This window comes from Klenkia marina (assembly GCF_900101025.1).
Lineage (GTDB): Bacteria > Actinomycetota > Actinomycetes > Mycobacteriales > Geodermatophilaceae > Klenkia > Klenkia marina.
The window spans coordinates 1-21,138 of the sequence record NZ_FMUH01000004.1 but is presented as its reverse complement, the minus strand read 5'-3'; the positions used below and the strand labels follow the sequence as shown (position 1 = coordinate 21,138).

At 73.4% G+C, this 21,138-nt stretch carries 20 protein-coding genes; 9 read left to right on the top strand and 11 right to left on the bottom strand.

The window, feature by feature from the left end; genetic code table 11:
* Positions 1-310 precede the first annotated feature (310 nt).
* Complete coding sequence (locus BLP29_RS12580; protein WP_243469925.1) at positions 311-1,678, top strand: LCP family protein; 1,368 nt, start codon at positions 311-313, stop codon at positions 1,676-1,678.
* A gap of 30 nt (positions 1,679-1,708) precedes the next feature.
* Here BLP29_RS12580 and BLP29_RS12575 read toward each other — a convergent pair whose 3' ends face one another.
* Positions 1,709-2,575, bottom strand: coding sequence for a decaprenyl-phosphate phosphoribosyltransferase (locus tag BLP29_RS12575; protein ID WP_092804992.1), 867 nt, complete (start codon positions 2,573-2,575; stop codon positions 1,709-1,711).
* Positions 2,576-2,658: 83 nt separating this feature from the next.
* Entirely contained in the window at positions 2,659-3,195 is a 537-nt protein-coding gene (locus tag BLP29_RS12570; RefSeq protein ID WP_092804990.1) for a phosphatase PAP2 family protein, read from the bottom strand.
* 82 nt (positions 3,196-3,277) lie between these two features.
* On the opposite strand from BLP29_RS12570, the gene BLP29_RS12565 reads away from it, so the two are divergent.
* The 4 genes from BLP29_RS12565 (at position 3,278) to BLP29_RS12550 (ending at position 6,882) form a co-directional block, all read left to right on the top strand.
* A complete protein-coding gene (locus BLP29_RS12565; RefSeq protein ID WP_092804988.1) occupies positions 3,278-4,087 on the top strand; it encodes a TIGR03089 family protein in 810 nt (269 codons plus the stop codon).
* A gap of 34 nt (positions 4,088-4,121) precedes the next feature.
* Positions 4,122-4,886 carry a CoA transferase subunit A gene (locus BLP29_RS12560; RefSeq protein WP_092804986.1) on the top strand — a complete coding sequence of 255 codons (765 nt, stop codon included), beginning with the start codon at positions 4,122-4,124 and terminating at the stop codon, positions 4,884-4,886.
* A gap of 2 nt (positions 4,887-4,888) precedes the next feature.
* Positions 4,889-5,560, top strand: coding sequence for a CoA transferase subunit B (locus BLP29_RS12555; protein ID WP_092804984.1), 672 nt, complete (start codon positions 4,889-4,891; stop codon positions 5,558-5,560).
* 65 nt (positions 5,561-5,625) lie between these two features.
* Positions 5,626-6,882 carry a lipopolysaccharide biosynthesis protein gene (locus BLP29_RS12550; RefSeq protein ID WP_092804982.1) on the top strand — a complete coding sequence of 419 codons (1,257 nt, stop codon included), beginning with the start codon at positions 5,626-5,628 and terminating at the stop codon, positions 6,880-6,882.
* Between the two features lie 24 nt (positions 6,883-6,906).
* On the opposite strand, the gene BLP29_RS12545 is transcribed toward BLP29_RS12550, so the two are convergent.
* From BLP29_RS12545 to BLP29_RS12515, 7 genes are read right to left on the bottom strand one after another with little or no spacing between them, the layout of a single operon-like run.
* The gene (locus tag BLP29_RS12545; protein ID WP_092804980.1) at positions 6,907-8,064 is read right to left on the bottom strand and encodes an acyl-CoA dehydrogenase family protein; all 1,158 of its coding nucleotides are present in this window, start codon (positions 8,062-8,064) and stop codon (positions 6,907-6,909) included.
* Positions 8,065-8,084: 20 nt separating this feature from the next.
* A complete protein-coding gene (gene purE, locus BLP29_RS12540) occupies positions 8,085-8,594 on the bottom strand; it encodes a 5-(carboxyamino)imidazole ribonucleotide mutase (protein ID WP_092804978.1) in 510 nt (169 codons plus the stop codon).
* Complete coding sequence (locus BLP29_RS12535) at positions 8,594-9,802, bottom strand: 5-(carboxyamino)imidazole ribonucleotide synthase (protein WP_207798474.1); 1,209 nt, start codon at positions 9,800-9,802, stop codon at positions 8,594-8,596. The genes purE and BLP29_RS12535 overlap by 1 nt, the downstream gene beginning before the upstream one ends.
* 19 nt (positions 9,803-9,821) lie before the next feature.
* Complete coding sequence (locus tag BLP29_RS12530; RefSeq protein WP_092804976.1) at positions 9,822-12,770, bottom strand: AAA family ATPase; 2,949 nt, start codon at positions 12,768-12,770, stop codon at positions 9,822-9,824.
* Positions 12,767-13,918 (bottom strand): exonuclease SbcCD subunit D, encoded by a 1,152-nt coding sequence (locus tag BLP29_RS12525; protein ID WP_092804974.1) that lies wholly within the window; start codon positions 13,916-13,918, stop codon positions 12,767-12,769. The genes BLP29_RS12530 and BLP29_RS12525 overlap by 4 nt, the downstream gene beginning before the upstream one ends.
* A gap of 45 nt (positions 13,919-13,963) precedes the next feature.
* The gene (locus tag BLP29_RS12520) at positions 13,964-14,530 is read right to left on the bottom strand and encodes a PH domain-containing protein (RefSeq protein WP_092804972.1); all 567 of its coding nucleotides are present in this window, start codon (positions 14,528-14,530) and stop codon (positions 13,964-13,966) included.
* Between the two features lie 31 nt (positions 14,531-14,561).
* On the bottom strand, positions 14,562-15,392 hold the full coding sequence (locus tag BLP29_RS12515) for a biotin--[acetyl-CoA-carboxylase] ligase (RefSeq protein WP_092804970.1): 831 nt from the start codon (positions 15,390-15,392) through the stop codon (positions 14,562-14,564).
* Positions 15,393-15,471: 79 nt separating this feature from the next.
* Between BLP29_RS12515 and BLP29_RS12510 the strand changes: the two genes are divergently transcribed.
* Genes BLP29_RS12510 through BLP29_RS12500 form a run of 3 tightly spaced genes read left to right on the top strand, consistent with a single transcriptional unit; the run spans position 15,472 to position 17,908 of the window.
* Positions 15,472-17,097 (top strand): acyl-CoA carboxylase subunit beta, encoded by a 1,626-nt coding sequence (locus BLP29_RS12510; protein WP_092804968.1) that lies wholly within the window; start codon positions 15,472-15,474, stop codon positions 17,095-17,097.
* Entirely contained in the window at positions 17,094-17,309 is a 216-nt protein-coding gene (locus BLP29_RS12505; RefSeq protein WP_092804966.1) for an acyl-CoA carboxylase epsilon subunit, read from the top strand. Before BLP29_RS12510 ends, BLP29_RS12505 begins: the two co-directional genes overlap by 4 nt.
* On the top strand, positions 17,306-17,908 hold the full coding sequence (locus BLP29_RS12500) for a Maf family protein (protein ID WP_092804965.1): 603 nt from the start codon (positions 17,306-17,308) through the stop codon (positions 17,906-17,908). The genes BLP29_RS12505 and BLP29_RS12500 overlap by 4 nt, the downstream gene beginning before the upstream one ends.
* 5 nt (positions 17,909-17,913) lie before the next feature.
* On the opposite strand, the gene BLP29_RS12495 is transcribed toward BLP29_RS12500, so the two are convergent.
* Positions 17,914-18,630 (bottom strand): class I SAM-dependent methyltransferase, encoded by a 717-nt coding sequence (locus tag BLP29_RS12495; RefSeq protein ID WP_092804963.1) that lies wholly within the window; start codon positions 18,628-18,630, stop codon positions 17,914-17,916.
* 230 nt (positions 18,631-18,860) lie between these two features.
* On the opposite strand from BLP29_RS12495, the gene BLP29_RS12490 reads away from it, so the two are divergent.
* Positions 18,861-20,618, top strand: coding sequence for an acetyl/propionyl/methylcrotonyl-CoA carboxylase subunit alpha (locus BLP29_RS12490; protein ID WP_092804961.1), 1,758 nt, complete (start codon positions 18,861-18,863; stop codon positions 20,616-20,618).
* On the opposite strand, the gene BLP29_RS12485 is transcribed toward BLP29_RS12490, so the two are convergent.
* Positions 20,615-21,109: a hypothetical protein gene (locus tag BLP29_RS12485; RefSeq protein ID WP_092804959.1), complete on the bottom strand. Its 495-nt coding sequence runs from the start codon at positions 21,107-21,109 to the stop codon at positions 20,615-20,617. The two genes, BLP29_RS12490 and BLP29_RS12485, sit on opposite strands and share 4 nt — an antisense overlap.
* Between the last annotated feature and the right edge of the window lie 29 nt (positions 21,110-21,138).

The window sequence follows — 21,138 nt, the reverse complement described above, 5'->3', positions numbered from 1 at the left end:
CGCACGGACCGGCTTCGACGCACAGCCTTCCCCCGTAGGGTGGCCAGTCGTCCGTGGACGTCGGCACGGCCGTCCGGCTGCCAGGCGCACCTGCCCCCGTGAGGACCACTCCATGCCCGACCCAGAGCAGCACGCACGCCACCTCCCTGACGCACGCCCGCTCCCGCCCCGTCTCGATCCCCGAGGTGGCCGAGGCCCACGCCGCAGGGAGACCGAGGGATCCCGAACTCATCGGACCGGACCGCGCCGGGCCCGACCCAACCGGGCAGCGGTCATCGCCCGGGTCGCGGCCGGCCTCGTAGCTGTCCTGGTGCTCGGCACCAGCGGCTGGGGCTGGTACCTGGGTCAGGTCGTCGAGGCGGGCGTCAACCGCACCGACGCGATCCCGGCCACCGGCAACGAGGACGGCGACGGCGTCGACGGCCGGGCGATGAACCTGCTGCTGGTCGGCAACGACAGCCGGGCCAGCGCGACCGAGGAGGAGCTCGCCGAGCTCGGGACCGAGGCCAACGAGGGCACCAACACCGACACGATGATCCTGGTGCACATCCCGTCGAACGGGGCCGCGGCGTCGTTCGTCTCCTTCCCCCGCGACTCCTACGTCGACATCCCGGGCCACGGCCAGGACAAGCTCAACGCCGCCTACGCCTACGGGATGGCCGATGCCCCCGACGGCGCCACCGACGCCCAGAAGCAGGCCTCGGGCGCCCAGCTGCTCATCCAGACGATCAGCCAGCTCACCGGGCTGGCCATCGACCACTACGCCGAGGTCGACCTGCTGGGCTTCTTCAACCTGTCCTCGGTCATCGGTGGGGTCGAGGTCAACCTGTGCAACGCGGTGCAGGACGACTTCTCCGGCGTCGACCTGCCGGCGGGCATCTCCACCATCGAGGGCACCCAGGCCCTGGCCTTCGTGCGTCAGCGGCATGGCCTGCCGCGCGGGGACTTCGACCGGATCATCCGCCAGCAGTACTTCATCGCGGCGATGATCCGGAAGATGCTGTCGGACAACGTGCTGCTCGACCTGGGCAAGCAGCGGCAGCTCGTCGAGGCGGCCGCGAACTCCCTCACCGTCGACCAGACGCTGGACCTGTTCGAGCTGGCCGCCCAGATGCAGTCGGTCACGGCGGGCAGCATCGACTTCCAGACGATCCCCTACGTCGGCGACAGCGAGGACGACGAAGGCCGCTACATCCTGCAGCTGCAGGACGAGGACACGCTGCACGCCTTCTTCGCCAACCTGTCGGCCGACGCCGAGCCCCAGCCGGAAGCCACGGCAGCGCCGACCACCCCGGCCACCGTGGACCCCGCCGAGGTGTCGGTCGCCGTCTTCAACGGCTCGGGCGTCGCCGGGGTGGCGTCCTCGGCCGCCGACGACCTCAGCGCAGCCGGGTTCCAGGTGGCCAGCACCGGCAACGCCGACTCGACGGCCTACACCGCGACCGAGATCCGCTTCGCCGCCGGCGACGAGGCCCTGGCCGCCACCCTCGCCGCACAGGTCCCGGGTGCCACGACGGCGCAGGTGGACGACGTCGAGGCAGGCACGGTGCAGCTGGTGATCGGGTCGGACTTCAACGGGATCGGGCAGGCACTGTCAGCACCCCCGGCCGCGACGAGCGAGGCCGCTGTCCAGGGCGAGGACCCGCGCACGGCGGCCGACACCGGCTGCATCAACTGATGGCGGCTGACCGCTCGGGCGACCGGGCGGTCAGCCGAAGAACACCCCGATGCCGACGGTTGCCGCCCACAGGATGCCCAGGACCAGCAGGACGCGGTCCCCCAGGACGATCTCCTCCGGCGCACCGGCGGCACCCTTGTCCACGTCGCGGGCGTACCGCAGGACCGCCAGGACGAAGGGCGCGATGGAGATCGTGGCCCACGGCACCGTCGGCTGGGACTCCGACATCTCGAAGGCCCACAGGCTGTACGCGGTCAGCGTGACACCCGCCGACAAGCTCCAGACGAAGCGTAGGTAGCTCGCCGAGTACTCCTGCAGCGTCTTCCGGGTGGCGGCGGCGTCACCGACCAGGATCAGCTCCGAGTAGCGCTTGCCCGCCACCATGAACAGCGACCCGAAAGCCGTCACCAGCAGGAACCACTGCGACAGCAACAACCCGGCGGCCACGCCGCCGGCGATGCCGCGGAGGAGGAACCCGGACGCCACCACCGCGAGGTCGATGACCGGCTGGTTCTTCAGGAAGGTGCAGTACGCCAGCTGGATCATGACGTAGCTGCCCAGTACCCCGGCCAGGGCCGGGCGCGTGAGGACGACGGCGGCTGTGAGCGCCACGGCGAAGAGCACCACGGCGAGCGCCACCGCAGCCGGACGCGGCACGAGACCAGCGGCGATGGGTCGGTACCGCTTGCGCGGGTGGCGCCTGTCCTCCTCGACGTCGATCGAGTCGTTCACCAGGTAGACCCCGGACGCGCACAGGCAGAACAGGACGAAGGCCACAGCCGTCGGGCCGATCACGTCGGCCTGGAAGACCGCCCCGGCGGCCAGCGGCGCTGCGAGCACCAAGACGTTCTTGACCCACTGCCGCGGCCTCAACGACCGGACGTACCCCCAGGGCACCGACCCCCGCGGTCCGGGCGTCCGCGGCGGCGGCGGGACACGGCCAGGTGCAACGAGCGGCGTCTCCGGCCCGGCGGGCGTGCTCACGACCGAGCTCCTCTGCGGCGGCGTGCGCCACGCCGGACACCGGTGGCCACACCGCCGCCGATCATCGCACCGGCCAGGACGTCGGAGGGGTAGTGGACCCCGAGCAGGACACGGGACACCAGCATCGCTCCGGTGACCGCCGCCATCACCGGGCCCCCCACGAAGGGCGCGAACCCGACGGCGGCTGCAGCGGTCGAGCAGCTGTGCGCAGAGGGGAACGACAGAGTGCTGGGGGTGCTCACCAGAGCCGGGACGTCGACCAGCCGGGGCCGAGGACGCCGGACGACGCGCTTGACCAGGACCCCCGCCGCGTGTGCCGCCACCACGCCGGCCACGGCATCACCCCACTCGGGCCGGCGGCGCCCCCCCAGCCACCCGAGCGACCCGATGGCGATCCAGCCGGCCGCGTGCTCGCCGAAGTGCGACAGGGCGCGAGCGACCGGTACGGCAGCCGTACTCCCCAAGCGGGCCCGGGTGGTGCGGAGGATCGCGTGGTCGAGGCGGGGCACGAGCCCGCCCGGGTCTCCGGTCATCGGGAGACGACTCTAGTGCCGGCTCCCACCCCGGGGGGACCCGATGAGCAGACGGGCACGGCCCTGGTGCCACCCTCGCACCATGGCACCCGCACGCCACGCCGTCCCCGCCGACCTGCTCGTCGACGCCGTCCGACGCGACGCCGCCTCACCTCGCCTCACCCACTACGACGACGCCACCGGGGAGCGGACGGAGCTGTCCGGAGCGACGCTGGCCAACTGGGTGGCCAAGTCGGCCAACCTGTTCCAGGACGAGTTCGACATCGGACCGGGGAGCAGGGTGGCGGTTGCCCTGCCCGTCCACTGGCAGACCGCCGCGGTCCTGCTGGGCATCTGGTCCTGCGGCGCGGCCGTCGTGGACACCGTGCCCGAGGACGAGACGTCGCTCGCAGGGATCGATCTCGTGCTGGCCGAGCAGGGCAGGCTCGACGCGCTGTCGGACGCCGGCGCACCCGACGTGCTGGGGCTCTCGCTGCACCCGCTCGGGCTGGGGATGGTCGGCTACACCGGCGAGGCCCGGGACTTCGCCCTCGAGGTCCGGGCCCACGGCGACCACTTCGCACCCCATGAGCAGGTCGACCCCGATGCCCCTGGACTGCAGGTGGGCGGTCTCGAGCTCAGCCTCGGCGGCCTGGTGGACACCGCCCGGGCACTCGCCGACCGCCTGGGGGTGCGGGCCGCCGACCGGTTGCTGGTCGGCGAGCGAGCAGCGACCGAGGCGGGTCCGGTGACGTGGTTGTTGGCTCCGCTGGCCGCCGGTGCCTCCGTCGTGCTGTGCCGCCACGCTGCTTCCGGCCAGTTGAAGCACCGGGCGGGGACGGAGAAGGTGACGGCTACCCTCGGCCTCGAGCTCGACGGGATCCGCGAGCTGGGCCGCCCCGCCGCGAGCTGACCCGCCCAGCCACTCGATGGACGGTGGTTGCTGCATGGACAAGGTCGTCGCCAGTGCTGCCGAGGCGGTGGCCGACATCGGCTCCGGCTCGTCGTTGGCCGTGGGCGGGTTCGGGTTGTGCGGGGTGCCGATCAAGCTGATCGATGCCCTCCTCGCCCAGGGTGCGGACGGGCTGACCACCATCAGCAACAACTGCGGGGTGGACGACGCCGCGCTGGGTGTCCTGCTCTACGCGGGCCGGATCTCGCGGACCATCTCGTCGTTCGTGGGCGGCAACAAGGAGCTCGCCCGGCTGTACCTCTCGGGCCAGCTGGAGGTCGAGCTGACCCCGCAGGGCACCCTGGCCGAGCGGCTGCGCGCCGGCGGTGCCGGCATCCCGGCCTTCTACACCCCCACCGGCGTCGGCACGATGGTCGCCGACGGCGGTATCCCGGTCCGCTACGACGCGGACGGGAACGTCGTCGAGACCTCCAGGCCCAAGGAGATCAGGGAGTTCGACGGCCGCCAGTACGTCCTGGAGACGGCACTGACGGCCGACTTCGGCCTGGTGCGCGCCGCGGTCGGCGACCGGCACGGCAACCTGGTCTTCCACGCCTCAGCCGGCAACTTCAACGCCCTGGCCGGCATGGCCGGGCGCACCACCGTCGCCGAGGTCGAGCGACTGGTGGAGCCCGGCGAGATCCCCCCGGAGCAGGTGCACCTGCCCGGCGTCTTCGTCCAGCGCGTGGTCGAGGTCGGCCCCGAGGGCAAGGACATCGAGAAGCGCACCACCCGCCCCCGCCCCACCCAGGAGGTCTGACCGTGGCGCTCACCCGTGACCAGCTCGCCGCCCGGGTCGCCCTCGACCTCGAGGACGGCGCCTACGTCAACCTGGGCATCGGCATGCCCACCCTGGTGCCCAACCACATCCCCGACGGCGTGCACGTCGTGCTGCAGTCGGAGAACGGGATCCTCGGCGTCGGCCCCTACCCGTTCAGCGGCGACGAGGACCCCGACCTGATCAACGCCGGGAAGGAGACGGTCACCCTCCAGCCCGGGGCGTCGTTCTTCGACTCGGCGATGTCCTTCGGCATGATCCGCGGCCACCACATCGACGTCGCCGTCCTCGGCGCCATGCAGGTCAACCCCCGCGGCGACCTCGCCAACTGGCTGATCCCCGGCAAGATGGTCAACGGCATGGGCGGCGCCATGGACCTCGTGCACGGCGCCCGCCAGGTCATCCTGATGATGGAGCACGTCGCGCGCGACGGGTCGCACAAGCTCGTCGAGGAGTGCACTCTCCCCCTGACCGGCAAGGGCTGCGTCGACCGCGTCGTCACCGACCTGGCCGTGGTCGACGTCGTCCCCGGTACGGGATTCGTGCTCCGCGAGACCGCACCCGGCGTCACCGTCGAGCAGGTCGTCGCCGCCACCGGGGCACCCCTGGCCGTCGCCGACGACGTCCACGAGATGCATCTGCCGGTGACCGCCTGATCGGCGGTACGGGCGCTGCCGGCGGGGAGCCGCCGGCGAGGCGGGCCCCGCTCCGGCTCGCCTGGGTGGTCGTCTGCATCGCGGGCGCCAGCGTCCTGACCTACGGCTACCTCGCCGTGGTGGCGCGGAACCTGCCCAGTGCCGAGTACGCGGGGTTCGGTTCGTTCTGGTCGCTGGCGCTCATCGTCGCGTTCGGAGTGTTCCTCCCCGTGGAGCTGGAGCTGGCACGGGCGATGAGCGCGCACCCCGACGGGGACGTCCCCGCACGTCTGGGTCGAACGGTCCTGTGGCTCGTGCTGGGGTGCCTGGCCGCCATCGCCGCGACCAGCCCCTTCCTGGTGCCGGCCCTGGGCGGATCGTCGACACTGGCGCCGCTGGCCGCGCTCGTCGTCGTGAGCGCGGGCCAGTTCCTGCTCCGGGGGATGCTGCTCGGGCAAGGCAGGCTCGTCGCGCACGGCACGGTGCTGCTGGTCGACTCGGGTCTGCGCGTGCTGCTCGCCTGGTTGGTGGGGGTTGTGGTTCCCGACGCCGGCAGTGCGGTCTACGCCTGGACCACGGTGATCGCCGTGGCTCTCGCTCACCTGCCCCTCCTCGTCCTCGTGGGGCGCCGGGCGGGTCGGGGCGGGACACCGCCGGGCCCTGCCCTCGCCGGGCCGCGCGGGGGCACCGGGGCCAGCCGGATGGGTGCTGCGGTGACCCACCTCCTGGTCGGCACCCTGAGTGCCCAGGTGTTGCTCAACTCCGGTCCGGTCCTCGCCTCAGCAGTGGCCGGCGCGACGCAGGCCGGCGTGGCGGCCGCCTACGTCGCCTGCTTCACCCTCGTCCGGCTGCCGCTCTTCGTGGCGGTCCCCCTGCAGAGCGCCCTCGTCCCGTTGCTGGTCAGCGCCGCTCGGGCGGGAGGGCCCCGAGCCGTCCGCGCTGTGGTGCTGCGCATGATCGCGGGCACAGCCGCGGCGGCGTCGCTGGGTTGGGTCATCGGCGACCTCATCGGGCCGCCGCTGGTCGGGCTGCTCTTCGGCGACGAGTACCGGTTGCCCGGCAGCACGATCGCCCTGCTCGCCGCCGGGGCCGGCCTGCACATCGGACTCATCGTGCTGACCCAGGTCCTGGTGGCCACCGAGCAGCACCGACGAGTCGCCCTCGTGTGGTCGACGGGCGTCGCCGTGGGGCTCGTCGTCTTCCTCGCGGTGCCGGACCTCGTCCTGCGCGCCGGCCTCGGGTTCACACTGGGGACGGCGGCCGCCCTCCTGGCCTGCACCGTCTTCCTGGTCCGCGGCGGGCTCACGGACCTGCCCGCGGAGCCACCGCCCCGGGTCGGGTGAGTCACCCGGCCCGGGGCGCATCCATCAGCGGAGCAGGTTGCGGGCGATGACCATGCGCTGGATCTGGTTGGTCCCCTCGTAGATCTGGGTGATCTTCGCGTCGCGCATCATGCGCTCGACCGGGAAGTCCTGGGTGTACCCGGCCCCGCCGAACAGCTGGACGGCGTCGGTGGTCACCTGCATGGCGACGTCCGAGGCGAAGGCCTTGGACGACGCCGACACCATGGTCAGGTCCGGCCCACCGGTCTCCCCGCGCGCGGCGGCGACGTAGACCAGGTGCCGGGCAGCCTCGATCTTCATGGCCATGTCGGCGAGCATGAACTGCACGCCCTGGAAGTCCGACGTGCTCTTCCCGAACTGCTTGCGGTCCTTGGTGTACGCGATCGCGGCGTCGAGGGCGCCCTGCGCGACGCCGACGGCCTGCGCGCCGATCGTGGGCCGCGTGAAGTCCAGCGTCCGCAGCGCCGTCTTGAAGCCGGTGCCGGGCTCGCCGACGATGCGGTCGGCGGGGATGGTGCAGTCGGTGAAGTGCAGCTCGCAGGTGGGCGACCCCTTGATGCCCATCTTGCGCTCCTTGGCGCCCACCTCGAAGCCGGGGTCGTCGCGGTGGACCACGAACGCCGAGATGCCGTTGGCGCCCTTCTCCGGGTCGGTGACGGCCATGACCGTGTACCACTCGCTGATGCCGGCGTTGGTGATCCAGGCCTTGGCGCCGTTGAGCACCCAGGAGTCGCCGTCCAGGCGGGCGCGGGTCTTCATCGCGGCGGCGTCGGAGCCGGCCTCGCGCTCGGACAGGCCGTAGCTGATCATCGCGTCGCCCGCGGCGATCGAGGGCAGCACCTTCTGCTTGAGCTCCTCCGACGCCGAGAGGATCACGGGCACCGAGCCCAGCTTGTTCACCGCGGGGATGAGCGAGGCCGAGACGTCGACGCGGGCGACCTCCTCGATGACGATGCAGGTCGCGATCGCGTCGGCGCCCTCGCCGCCGTACTGCTCCTCGATGTGGGTGGCGTGGAACCCGGCCGCCGTCAGCGCCTTCTGCGCCTCGATCGGGTACCGGGACTCGGCGTCGCACTCGGCTGCGTAGGGGGCGATCTCGCGTTCGGCGATCTCGCGGACCGCCTCCCGGATCGCCTCGTGCTCCTCGGTCAGCGCGTACAGCCCGCCGGCGACGTTACCCACGGGTAGAGATTAATCCGTGTTCACTCCGTGGCGGTAGCCAGACGCTGCTGGAGCTGCGCGTCGCGCGCGACCACGGAGGCGGCCAGGTCCGCCTGGAACTGCTCGACCCGCGACCGGAGCGCCTCGTCCGACGCCGCGAGAATGCGGACGGCGAGCAACCCGGCGTTGCGGCCACCGCCGATGGACACCGTGGCCACGGGGACGCCGGCCGGCATCTGCACGATGGACAGCAGGCTGTCCAGGCCGTCGAGCCGGTCGAGGGGGCGCGGGACGCCGATCACCGGCAGCGGCGTGGCCGCCGCGATCATCCCGGGCAGGTGCGCCGCTCCCCCGGCGCCGGCGACCACCACGCGCAGCCCGCGCCCCGCGGCGCCCTCCGCCCAGTCGAGCATGCGGCGGGGGGTGCGGTGCGCCGACAGCACGTGGGCCTCCCACGCGACGTCGAACTCGTCGAGCGCCTGCGCGGCCGGCTCCATCATCGGCCAGTCGGAGTCGCTGCCCATCACGATGCCGACGACGGCGGTTCCCATCAGTGGTGCTCCTCCTCGAAGACGAACGCCGGGTCGACCACCCCGTCGGCCAGGTAGCGGGCCGCGGCGACGGCACGGGCACGGACCTCGGCGAGGTCCGCGCCGAGGGCGGTGACGTGGCCGAGCTTGCGGCCCCGTCGTTGGCCCTTGCCGTACCAGTGGAGCTTGACGTCGGGCCAGTGCGCCATGAAGTGGTGGATGCGCTCGTCGAGCGGCGGGCCCGCCCAGTGGTCCTCGGCCGCCTCGCCCCCGAGGACGTTGGCCATGACCACCACCGGCGCGGTCATGGCGGTCGAGCCCAGCGGGTAGTCGAGCACTGCCCGCAGGTGCTGCTCGAACTGGCTGGTCACGGCGCCGTCGATCGACCAGTGCCCCGAGTTGTGGGGCCGCATGGCCAGCTCGTTGACCAGGACGCCGTCAGCGGTCTGGAACAGCTCGACGGCCAGCATGCCCACGACCCCGAGCCGGTCGGCGACGCGCACGGCCAGCTCCTGCGCCTGCGTGGCGAGCTCGGGGTCGAGGTCGGGCGCGGGGACCAGCGCCTCGTTGCACACCCCGTCGCGCTGCACGGTCTCGACCACCGGGTAGACGGCGACCTGACCGAACGGGGACCGGGCGACCTGCGCGGACAGCTCCCGGACCATCGCCACGCGCTCCTCGACGAGCAGCGCACCGTGCTGCTCGAGGAGGGCCCCGGCGGCCTCCTCGTCCCCGACGACGAACACCCCCCGGCCGTCGTAGCCGCCGCGCGGGGTCTTGAGCACCACCGGCCAGCCGTGGGCGGCGGCGAACGCGGCCACGTCGCCCGGGCTGTCGACCTGGGCCCACGCCGGTTGCGGCTCACCGGCGTCGGCGAGGGCGCGTCTGAGGACGAGCTTGTCCTGGGCGTGCACGAGGGCATCGGGCCCCGGTGCCACGCGGACCCCCGCCGCCTGCAGGGAACGCAGGTGCTCGGTGGGCACGTGCTCGTGGTCGAACGTGACGACGGTGGCCCCCTGCGCGAAGGCCGTGAGGTCGTCGAGGTCGGCGTGCGAGCCCAACCGGACGTCGCCAGCGACGAGTGCCGCCGACTCGGCGGGGTCCGACGCCAGGACCCGCAGCGACTGGCCGAGAGCGATCGCTGCCTGGTGGGTCATCCGGGACAGCTGACCACCGCCCACCATCGCGACGACAGGAGTACCGGTTCGGGGGTCCAGAGGTGCAGCCATGGTGCGGTCAGGCTATCGGTCACCCCGCCAGCCGGGATCCGTCGCGCCCGGTGCGGATCTCGATGCGGCTCGGGATGCGGGTGCGCAGCTCCTCGACGTGGCTGACGACGCCGACGGTGCGCCCGCCCCGGCGGAGCTCGTCGAGCACGCCCATGACCGCGTCGAGGGCCAGCGGGTCGAGCGAGCCGAAGCCCTCGTCGACGAACAGCGTGTCGATCTGCACCCCGCCGGACTCGGCGGTGACCACGTCGGCCAGGCCCAGGGCGAGGGCCAGGGACGCCATGAAGCTCTCGCCCCCGGAGAGGGTCTTCGTAGGTCGTAGCTGGCCGGTGTACTCGTCGAGCACGTCGAGGCCGAGCCCGCCGCGGGCGCCGTTGCGGCCGGCGGCGTCGCTGTGCCGGAAGGTGTAGCGGCCCCCGGACATGTCCTGCAGCCGCGAGCTCGCGACCTCGGCCACCTGCTCGAGCCGGGCGGCGAGCACGAAGGACTGCAAGCGCATGCGCAGCGTGTTGGCACCGCGGCCGTTGGCGAGGTCGGCCAGGTCGGCGACGTGGCCGGCGACCGCGCGGCGCTCGTCGAGCTCGATGCGCGCCGCCGTGAGCGCACCGGCCAGCTGGGCCAGCTCGGCGACGCACCGCCGGGCGGCATCGGCCTGCGCCACCGCGGCCTCGCGCCGCTGCACCGCCGCGCGCAGGTCTGCTTCGAGGGCCGGGAGGTCGGGCCGCGGGCCGGGATCGGCCAGGTCGGGGTCGGCAAGCACGGACCGGGCGACGGCCACTGCACGCTCGTGCTCAGCAACCCGCTCGGCCAGCCGCGCGGTGGCCGCGGGGTCGAGCAACGCCGCCGCGGCCTCGCGGAGGTCGGCGAAACCGGCCGCCGTCACCTTGCCGGACGCGCGCTCGTCGGCCAGCACCAGGTCGGCACGGGCCCGCAGGTCGGTGGCATGGGCTTCCAGCCATGCCTCGCAGCACTCGGCCTCGGCCAGCAGCCGACGCCGCCGGGCCCGCAGGTCCCCGTCGGACCCGACGACCTCGGCCAGCCGGGCGGCCAGGTCGGCCCGGGCAGCCTCGGTCGTCCCCAGCTCGGCGCGGGCCGCGGCCAGCGTGGACTGCGCGGTGGACTGGTCCTCGGCCCGGCGAGTGACGTCGGCGAGGTGGTCGTCGAGCGCGGCCCGGGCGGCACCGAGGTCGGCCGCCTGTTCGACGAGGTCCTCGAGCGCCGCCCGGGCGTCGGTGCGCCGGCCGCGCAGCTCGACCGCCCCGGACCCACCGGCGACGGCCCGGTGCGCGGCCAGCGCAGCCTCGACCTCGGCCTGCTCGGCCCGGGCGTCAGCCAGCCGCGCCTCCGCCTGCTCGAGCCCGGCCCGCGCCGCGTCCTCGGCCTCGGCCGTCACCTGCCGGCCCACCGGCGACGCGGGGCGGGGGTGCTCGACCGAGCCGCACACCGGGCAGTCGTGGCCCTCGGCAAGGGCAGCGGCGAGCTCGGCGGCCATGCCGACGAGCCGGGCGTCACGCAGGTCCTGCACCGACTCCCGGGCGGCGACGACCGCCTCGCGCAGCGCCAGTACCTCGGCCTGCCCCGCGGTCGCCCGCGCCGCCAGCCTGTCGACTGCCTCGGCGGCCGCGAGCTGCTCGGTCAGCCGGTCGAGCTCGGCGGTGGCGCCGTCGACCCGCGCCTCGGCCGCCGCGGCCCGCTCGACCCTGCCCTCCAGCTCGGCCTGCCGCGCCGGGGACCCGGCCAGCGCCCCGTGCGCCAGCGCCAGGTGCTCGTCGAGATCGGTCACCCGCCGCCGCATCCGGCTCACCTGCTCCTGCAGTGCCACGGCCCGGCGCTCGTCGGCGAGCATGCCCTCGGCCACCGCGGCACCGGCCCGGAGCTCGCGGGCCGTCGCCGCGTCCGCGGTGCGCCCGGCGGCCACCCGGGCCCACGACCGGTCGGCGCCCTGGAGCGCGGCGCCGGCGGTCTCGACCACCGAAGCTGCACGGCGGACCATCTCGAGGGCGTCGCGCACCGGTTCGGCGCGCCGTGCGCGGTCGCACCGTTGCCGGGCCGCGGTCACCTCCGCCTCGCGGGCGGTGAGCGCATCGAGGTCGGCACGGGCCCGGTCGAGCCGGTGGTGCCGCTCGGCGGCCGCCCGTCCTGCGTCCCGCGCCGCCTCGGCCACGGCCTGCGCGTGGCCCGTTGCGTCGGCCGCGGCATGCGCCTGCTCGTCCCTCGACCGGGCAGCCTGGGTGGTGGCCCGCACCCACCGCTCGACGGCGACGTCGCCCGGGTCGACCGCGAGGTCCTCGGGCAGGTCGGCCCCCGCGACCTGGGCGACCCGCGCCAACAGCCCGGCCAGCGACGCCCGGGCCAGGTCGAGCTGCTGACCGGCGGTGCGCCGCTCGTCGGCCAGCCACTCCTCGGCGCGGGCGAAGCGGTCGACGTCGAAGAGCGTGCGCAGCAACCGGCTGCGGTCCTCGGGTTCAGCACGCAGGAACCGTGCGAAGTCGCCCTGCGGCAGCAGCACCACCTGGCAGAACTGCTCGGCCGAGAGCCCCAGCCGCGTGCGCAGGTGCTCGGACCCCTCGTCGATGCGGGTGCTGACCGGCTCCCACCCACCGTCGGTCAGCCGCTGCACGTGCAGGAGGGCCTGCTCCGTGGTCGTGCCGGTGCCGCGCTTCTTGGGGCGGACCTGCTCGGGCCGCCGGGTGACCCGGAGCCGTTCGCCGCCCAGGGTGACCTCACAGGAGACCTCGGTGCGGACGCCGGCGGGTGCGTGGTCGCTGCGCAGCCGCTTCTCCTGGCCCCGCGGCCCGGGTACCGAGCCGTAGAGGGCGAAGACCACGGCATCGAGCAGGGTGGTCTTGCCCGCGCCGGTGGGACCCCAGAGCAGGAACAACCCGTCGCGGCCGACGTCGTCGAGGTCGACGGACACGGTGCCGGCGAAGGGGCCGAACGCACTCAACGTCAACGAGTGGACCCTCACCGGGTCACCTCCTCGCGGTCGGCGGCTGCCAGTGCCCGCCCCAGCAGTTCGCGCTCGGCCGCCGAGGGTGCCACGCCACCACGCACGTGCCGCACGAACTCGTCGGCCACCGACAGGTCGTCGCGGCCGCGCAACCGGTCGGTGTAGCTGCGGGTGTCGTCGTCGCGGGGCGTACCGGCCCACTCGAGGTGCACGCAGTGGGGGAACCTCGCCCGCAGGCGCCGCATGGCGTCGGTCGGCCGTACCGGGTCGGTCAGCCGGGCGGACACGAAGTCGTCGGCGACCGCCTCGTGCGCCGGGTCGGCCAGCAGCTCGGCCAGCTCGCCGGTGACGACGCTGAGCCGGCGGGGGGTCGGGAGGGCCACGGGGCGGACCTCGGCCAACCCCTCGGCGTCGAGGTCGACCAGCCAGACCTGCTTGCGCTGGCCTGCCTCGCCGAAGGAGTACGGCAGCGGGGAGCCGCTGTAGCGCACCCGGGGCGTGACCGTCTGCGGGCGGTGCAGGTGACCGAGGGCGACGTAGTCGACGCCGTCGAACACCGATGCGCTGACCACGTCGACCCCGCCCACGGCGATGTCCCGCTCGCTGTCGCTGGGCAGCCCCCCCTGCACGAACGCGTGCGCCAGCACCACGGACCGCACGCCGGGACGGAAGTACAGGTCGGTGCGCACCTTCTCCATCGCCGCGGACAGCACCGCCTGGTGGGACCGGGCGAGGTCGGCGCCGAGCTCGTGCCGGGCGACCTCCGGTTCGAGGAACGGCAACCCGTAGACCGCGACCTCGCCGTGCTCGTCGGCCAGCAGGACAGGCTCGTCGAGGGAGGCGGTGGTGGCGCGGACGTGCACCCCGGACACGGCGAGCAGGCCCGACGCGAACCCCAGCCGCCGGGCGGAGTCGTGGTTGCCCGGGGTGAGCACCACCGTGGCGCCGGCGCCGCGCAACCGGGAGAGCACACGGTCGAGCACGCCGGTGGCGTCGGCCGAGGGCACCGCGCGGTCGTAGACGTCGCCGGCCACGACGACGACGTCGACCCCCTCGGCGCGCACGACCGCGGCCAGGCCGGAGAGCACGGCCTCCTGCTCGGCCAGCAGGTCGGTCCCGTGCAGGGACCGGCCCACGTGCCAGTCGGAGGTGTGCAGCAACCGCATGCCGACGACGCTAGGCCGACCCACCGACAGAACGGTGGGCGGTGCTCAGCGACCGGGCTCGAAGGGACCCGTGTCGCCTCGGTAGTACTGCCCGATGTAGCCGGCGCTCTCCTGCGCCCGGCGGTCGGCGTCCTCCTCGACCATGTGGTTGAGCAGCTGCTGCACGCCGTCGGAGTCCGGGATCGCCGTCCAGACCGTGGACCCGCCGTCCCCCGCGGTCTCGATGGTGAGCGTGCCGGAGTTGATGATCCGGTCCCACAGCGTCTGCGTGTAGGACACGTCGGTGATCCGGGAGAGCCCGATGTCCCGGCCGGTGCGGGACAGGATGCCGACGCGGTGCAGGATCCGGTGCGTCGTGATGATGTAGTGCGTCGTCCGCCAGCGCAGCAGCGGGACGGCGACGAGCGGCACGGCCAGCACCAGCACGACGACCAGGACCACCAGCCGGAAGACGCCCTGGTTCGAGCCCTCGGGGATCAGGGCCGCACCGAACGAGCCCAGGCCCACGAGCGCCAGGAAGGCGACCAGCGGCCAGAAGACGGTCAGCCAGTGCGGGTGCAGGTGCCGGACGACCTCTTCGTCGTCGGCCAGCAGCTTGTCGGGGTAGGCCACACCACCAGGATGGCCGACGACGGCGCCGTCGTCACCGCTCGCGCGACGCGGGCCGTACGTGTCGGACGTCCCCGGCGGACAGCTCCACCCGTCCCTCGGGCGTGCGCACGACGAGCCGGCCGTCCCAGTCGACGGCCTCGGCGACGCCGTCCAGCACGGTGTCGTCGGGCATCGTCACGCGGACGTCGGCCCCGACCGTGGAGCACCAGGCCAGGTAGTCGGCGGCCAGCCCGGAGGACACCGGGTCGCCGGCGTGCTCGACCCACCGGCGGTAGCGCGTCTCCAGCTCGCGCAGGTACCCCAGCAGCACCGGGGCGCGGTCGACCACGTCGCCGGTCAGCTCGGACAGCGACGTCCCGGTGTCGGGCAGTTCGTCGGGACGGGTGCTCACGTTCAGGCCGACACCGACCACGACACCGCCGTCGGCGACCTCGGCCAGGATGCCGGCGAGCTTGCGGCCGTCGGGGGCGAGCAGGTCGTTGGGCCACTTGAGCGACGTCCGCGCCAGGCCCGACAGCGACTCGGCCAGGGCGACGCCGGTGAGCATCGACAACCAGCCGCGGCGGGCCGCCGGGACGTCGGGCCGCAGCAGGACCGACACGGTCACCCCGGCCCGCGGCGGGGACGTCCACGTGCGGTCGAGCCGGCCACGGCCGGCCACCTGGTGCTCGGCGACCAGGACCAGGCCCTCGTCCTCGCCGTCGGCGCGGGCAGCCAGCGCCGCGTTGGTGGAGCCGATCTCGTCGACGACCTCGACCTCGCGCCACAGCCCGCCACCGCGCCGCAGAGCTGTGACCAGGGCCACGGCGTCGAGGCCGGGGCGGTCGAGGTCCCGGTAGCGCCCCGAGCCGGTGTCGTCCATGTCCCCTACGCTACGGCCGGTGCGGATGGCCTCCGCAGCGGAGCAGGGGCCGACGGTTCGCTGGGAGGGCTGAGGTCACGTGAGCGCGGCTGAACTGCAGGACGCCGGCGAGAGCGTCCCCGACGGCATCGACGTGCACACCACGGCGGGCAAGATCGCCGACTTCGAGCGCCGGCAGCAGGAGGCACTGCACGCGGGGTCGGAGAAGGCTGTCGAGAAGCAGCACGCCGCCGGGAAGATGACCGCGCGCGAGCGGGTGGCCTTCCTGCTCGACGAGGGCTCCTTCACCGAGTTCGACGAGTTCGCCCGGCACCGCTCCACCAACTTCGGGCTGGAGAAGAAGCGCCCCTTCGGTGACGGCGTGGTCACCGGCTACGGCACCGTCGACGGGCGCCCGGTCGCCGTCTTCAGCCAGGACGTCACCAGCTTCGGCGGCGCGCTCGGCGAGGTCTACGGCGAGAAGATCGTCAAGGTGCTCGACTTCGCGATCGCCAACGGCTGCCCGGTCGTGGGCATCAACGAGGGCGGCGGCGCGCGCATCCAGGAGGGCGTGGTCTCCCTCGGCCTGTACGGCGAGATCTTCCGGCGCAACGTGCACGCCTCGGGCGTCGTCCCGCAGATCTCGCTGATCATGGGCGCCAACGCCGGCGGGCACGTCTACTCCCCCGCCCTCACCGACTTCGTCGTGATGGTGGACGGGACCAGCCAGATGTTCATCACCGGGCCCGACGTCGTGAAGACCGTCACCGGCGAGGACGTCACCCTCGAGGAGCTCGGCGGCGCGCGCACCCACAACACGAAGTCCGGTGTGGCGCACTACCTGGGCTCCGACGAGGAGGACGCGCTCGACTACGTCAAGACGCTGCTGTCCTACCTGCCGGCCAACAACCTCGACCCGCTGCCCGTGCTCGACGTCGCCCCCGTCGACGTGTCGCTCGACGGCGTGACGGACGAGGACCGCGAGCTCGACACCTTCGTCCCGGACTCGGCGAACTCGCCCTACGACATGCACACCGTCATCGAGCACGTGCTCGACGACGGCGAGTTCCTCGAGGTCCAGGAGCTGTTCGCGCCCAACATCCTCATCGGCTACGGCCGGGTCGAGGGCCGACCGGTCGGGGTGGTCGCCAACCAGCCGACGCAGTTCGCCGGCACGCTCGACATCGACGCCAGCGAGAAGGCCGCCCGCTTCGTGCGCACGTGCGACGCCTTCGGCATCCCGGTGCTCACGTTCGTCGACGTCCCCGGCTTCCTGCCCGGCACCTCGCAGGAGTGGGACGGCATCATCCGGCGCGGTGCCAAGCTCATCTACGCCTACGCCGAGGCGACCGTCCCGCTGGTCACCGTCATCACGCGCAAGGCCTACGGCGGCGCCTACGACGTGATGGGCTCCAAGCACCTCGGGGCCGACGTCAACCTCGCCTGGCCCACCGCCCAGATCGCCGTGGTCGGCGCCCAGGGCGCGGTCGGCATCCTGTACCGGCGCGAGCTCGCCGAGGCCGACAACCCCGACGAGCGTCGCGCCGAGCTCATCGCCGAGTACGAGGACACGCTGGCCAACCCCTACATCGCGGCCGACCGCGGCTACGTCGACGCGGTCATCCTGCCCTCGCACACCCGCATCCAGGTCACCAAGGCCCTGCGCGTGCTGGCCAACAAGCGCCAGACCCTGCCGGCCAAGAAGCACGGGAACATCCCGCTGTGAGCGAGCAGGCCGCACCCTTGCTACGGGTGGTCTCCGGGGCACCGACCGACGAGGAACTGGCCGCGCTCACCGCGGTCGTCGCCGCGCTGTCGCAGCGGCGCGAGCGGGTGCGCCCGACCCCGGTCGGCGCCTGGGCGTCGCGGGCCGACGGGTTCCGCCGTCCGCTGCAGGCGGGGCCGGGCGGCTGGCGGGCCTCGGGACGGTTCGCATGAGCCGCCGCCTGGTCCTCGGGTCCGCCTCCCCGGCGCGGCTGCAGCTGCTGCGCCAGGCCGGCCTGTCCCCCGAGGTCGTCGTCTCCGGCGTGGACGAGACCGCGATCTCCTCCCCCCGCGTCGCCGAGCTGGTCGCGCTGCTGGCGACCGCGAAGGCGCAGGCGGTCGCCGCGCAGGAGACCGACGCGCTGGTGATCGGTGCCGACTCCGTGCTGGAGTTCCGCGGTCAGCCGCTAGGCAAGCCGACCGACGCCGACGACGCCCGGCTGCGGTGGCGCCGCATGGGTGGCCGCAGCGGTGTCCTGCACACCGGTCAGGCCCTGCTCGACGTCCGCGACGGGGCGATCACGCGGCGGGACGTGGCCGTCTCGTCGACCACCGTGCACTTCGCCGTCCCCACGGACGCCGAGCTCGACGCCTACGTCGGCAGCGGTGAGCCGCTGCAGGTCGCCGGCGCCTTCACCCTCGACGGCCTCGGCGCACCCTTCGTCCGCCGCGTCGAGGGCGACCCCACCGCCGTCGTCGGCCTGTCCCTGCCGCTCCTGCGGGTCCAGCTCGGTCGGTTGGGGCTCACCATCACCGACTTCTGGACCCGCTGACCAGCTCAGCCGACCTTGCGGAGGTCCAGCACCACCGCTCCGGCGACGGGCCGGAGCCCTTCGAGTCGCCGCTCGACCTTCTCGGCCCACGCAGGGACGCGGGCCACCGTGCTCGGGTACAGGTACAGGTTCCGCCGACCCTGGAGGCGCCACCCAGCTGCAGCGGCCGTGCGCAGGAAGGGCCGCACGGGGAAGGTCCGTTCGCCGTCGGTCAGCACGTGGTAGGCCAGGACGTAGGGGTGGACCCGGTTGGGCTCCATCGCCCGCCACTGGCAGCCCGGGGCTGCGGCCCGGGCCACCTGGTCGGCGACCTCGCGCACGTCCGCGACGTGGTGGAGCATGTCGACGCTGATCACCAGTCCCGCGGCGCCCGCCCCGACGGCCGCGACGAGGTCCTCACCCGTGCCCACCTCAGCCCGCACGTTCCTTAGGCCCTCCTCCGCGGCGCGCTCCCGGGCGAACTCCACGTAGTTGGCCAACGGCTCGACCCCGACGAACGAGCGATCGGGGTGGCGCTTGGCGAGCTCGCGCAGGAGCACACCGGTACCCATGCCGATCTCCACGACGGTGCCCTCCGAGCCGCGGACCACCTCGTCGTAGAACGCCAGCCGACGGCGAGCCATGTGACCCGCCGCGCGCATCTCGTCGTACCCGGCGGGGTCGTCGTCGTGGGAGGCGTTCAGCGGCTCCGTGGACGGCGGCGTGTTCGGTCCAGACGTCATGTCGACAAACTACGGCCCCACCCACCCGGCATCCAGCACCACAGCGCGGAGCGGACGTCGTGCCGGAGGGGTCCGTCCGTCCCGTTGCACGAGCCCCAGCGGCCACAGGCCGCCCACCTCACCTCCCGTGAGCTGCGCCACTGAGCTGCCGGGGGACGGCTGCCCTGTGTCGCAGACGGCACCGCGCCTGGCTACAGTCCAGGCGGTTCTCATCGAGGAGGCTGTGCGCAGTGCAGAAGGTCCTGATCGCCAACCGCGGCGAGATCGCCGTCCGGGTCGCCCGCGCCTGCAAGGACGCCGGCCTGACCAGCGTCGCCGTCTACGCCGACCCCGACCGCGACGCCTTGCACGTGCGGGTGGCCGACGAGGCCTTCGCGCTCGGTGGCAACACCCCGGGTGAGTCCTACCTGGTGATCGAGAAGATCATCGAGGTCGCGCAGCGGTCCGGCGCCGACGCCGTGCACCCCGGCTACGGGTTCCTCTCCGAGAACGCCGACTTCGCCCAGGCCGTCCTCGACGCCGGGCTGACCTGGATCGGTCCCTCCCCCGCCGCGATCATCGCCCTCGGGGACAAGGTGCAGGCCCGGCACATCGCCACCAAGGCCGGCGCCCCGCTCGTGCCCGGCACGAAGGACCCCGTGGCCAACGGCGACGAGGTCGTCGCCTTCGCCGAGGAGCACGGCCTGCCGGTGGCCATCAAGGCCGCGTTCGGCGGTGGCGGGCGCGGGTTGAAGGTCGCCCGGACGATGGAGGAGATCCCCGAGCTGTTCGACTCCGCCGTCCGCGAGGCCGTGTCGGCCTTCGGGCGCGGCGAGTGCTTCGTGGAGAAGTTCCTCGACAAGCCCCGCCACGTCGAGGCCCAGGTGCTCGCCGACACCCACGGCAACGTCGTCGTCGTCGGCACCCGCGACTGCTCGCTGCAGCGGCGCAACCAGAAGCTCGTGGAGGAGGCGCCGGCGCCCTTCCTCACCGACGAGCAGCGGGCCCGCATCCACTCATCGGCCAAGGACATCGTCCGTGGCGCTGACTACGTCGGTGCCGGCACGGTGGAGTACCTGGTCGGCGTCGACGGCGACATCTCGTTCCTCGAGGTGAACACCCGCCTGCAGGTCGAGCACCCGGTCAGCGAGGAGACCAGCGGTCTGGACCTCGTGCGCCAGCAGTTCCGCATCGCCGAGGGCCTGCCGCTGGAGATCACCGAGGACCCCACCCCGCGCGGGCACTCCATCGAGTTCCGCATCAACGCCGAGGACGCCGGGCGCGGCTTCATGCCCGCCCCCGGCCCGGTCACCGCGCTGTCGGTGCCGCAGGGCCCGGGCGTGCGCTGGGACTCCGGCGTCGTCGCCGGTGGCGAGGTGGCCGGTGCCTTCGACTCGATGCTGGCCAAGCTGATCGTCACCGGCGCGACCCGGGCCGAGGCCCTGCAGCGGGCCGCCCGGGCCCTGGACGAGTTGACCGTCGAGGGCATGCCCACGGTCATCCCGTTCCACCGCGCCGTGGTGCGCGACGAAGCCTTCACGTCCGAGCCGTTCACCGTGCACACCCGGTGGATCGAGACCGAGTGGGACAACCAGGTCCAGCCCTACGGCGCCGCAGGCGAGTCCGACGAGCCCGAGGAGCGCCAGACCGTCGTCGTCGAGGTCGGCGGCCGCCGTCTCGAGGTCTCCCTGCCCGCCGGCCTCGCCGCCGGTGGCGGTGCGCCCGCGGCCGGCGCGAAGGCCAAGCCGCGCAAGCGGGGCGGCGGATCCGGCGGTGGGGCAGCGTCCGGGGACAGCCTCACCTCGCCCATGCAGGGCACGATCGTCAAGGTGGCCGTCGAGGACGGCGCCACCGTCGCGACCGGTGACCTGGTGGTCGTCCTGGAGGCGATGAAGATGGAGCAGCCCATCGTCGCCCACAAGGCCGGCACCATCACCGGCCTCACCGCCGAGGTCGGGGCGGGCGTCACCAGCGGCGCCGTCCTCTGCACCATCGCCGACACGGACTAGGGCGACCTGGCCCACAGCGCTCTGGCATCCGCGTCGACGACCACGAGGACGCCGTCGTCGAGCAGACGTGCAGTCGCCAGGTTCGGTGACCAGGTCCGGGAGGCCCAGGAGGCGGAGCCGTCCGGACGGTAGTGCACGAGGTTCCCGTCCGTCTGCATGATCAGGCTCCCGCCGGGGGCACCCCCCTGCGTCCAGAGGACGGCACCGCCAGCGGACTGCACGACGAGGTTCCCGTCGGCCTGCACCACCAACCGGTACGCACCGTTGGCCGAGACCAACGACTGACCACCGAACAACCGCTGACCAGCACGCAGCACCGAACGGTCATCGGACCCCGAGGACCACAGCACAGCCCCCGAACCCGACGACACCACCACCGCACCGTCATCGGACAACCGGACCGACCCACCCGACGAGGCATACGTCCGCGTGGACCACAACGCCTCACCACGGCCCCCGTACACCACCAGGTTGCCGTCGGCCTGCATCACCGCACGAGCACCCGAACCACCGCTGTAGC